Below are 550 nucleotides of genomic sequence, written 5' to 3'. Positions count from 1 at the left end.
ATGTTCCACCAGCAGGATGGTAATGCCCTGTGCTTTCAGGCGCAGGATCAGCTCACGCATTTCCACCGTCTCGGTATCGTTCAGTCCCGCCGCCGGTTCATCCATCGCCAGAAATTCCGGGTTGGAGGCCAGTGCCCGGGCGATCTCCAGTCGCTTGAGTTCCCCGTAGGGTAATGAGCCGGCTTCACGCTCGGCCAGATGTTCCAGTCCACACAGGGCCAGGGCTTCCCGGGACCACTCCCGCACCTGACGCTCTTCACGCACCACCGAGGGTAAACGCAACGCGGCTTTGATCAGCCCGGTCCGGGTCCGCAGGTGACAGCCCACCATGACGTTTTCCAGCACCGTCATGTTGTAGAACACCTGCAGGTTCTGAAAGGTGCGGGAGATCCCCTGAGCGGCAATCTGGTGGGTTTCCAGCCCCACCAGGTTTTTCGGTTGGCCGTTTTTGCCGCTAAAGGTAATGCTGCCGCCGTTGGGAACATAGTAGCCACAGAGCATATTAAACAGGGTGGTTTTTCCGGCACCGTTGGGACCGATCACCGAATAG

At 59.1% G+C, this 550-nt stretch carries 1 protein-coding gene; it reads right to left on the bottom strand.

Annotated elements, in window-relative coordinates:
- Window positions 1-550: ABC transporter ATP-binding protein (locus tag BGP75_RS22910; RefSeq protein WP_143821162.1), on the bottom strand; the 550-nt coding region annotated here is incomplete at both ends.

Source organism: Motiliproteus sp. MSK22-1 (genome assembly GCF_001968815.1).
Taxonomy (GTDB): domain Bacteria; phylum Pseudomonadota; class Gammaproteobacteria; order Pseudomonadales; family Balneatricaceae; genus Motiliproteus.
Note: the sequence above shows the minus strand (reverse complement) of the source record. Positions and strands in the feature narration are given on the sequence as shown.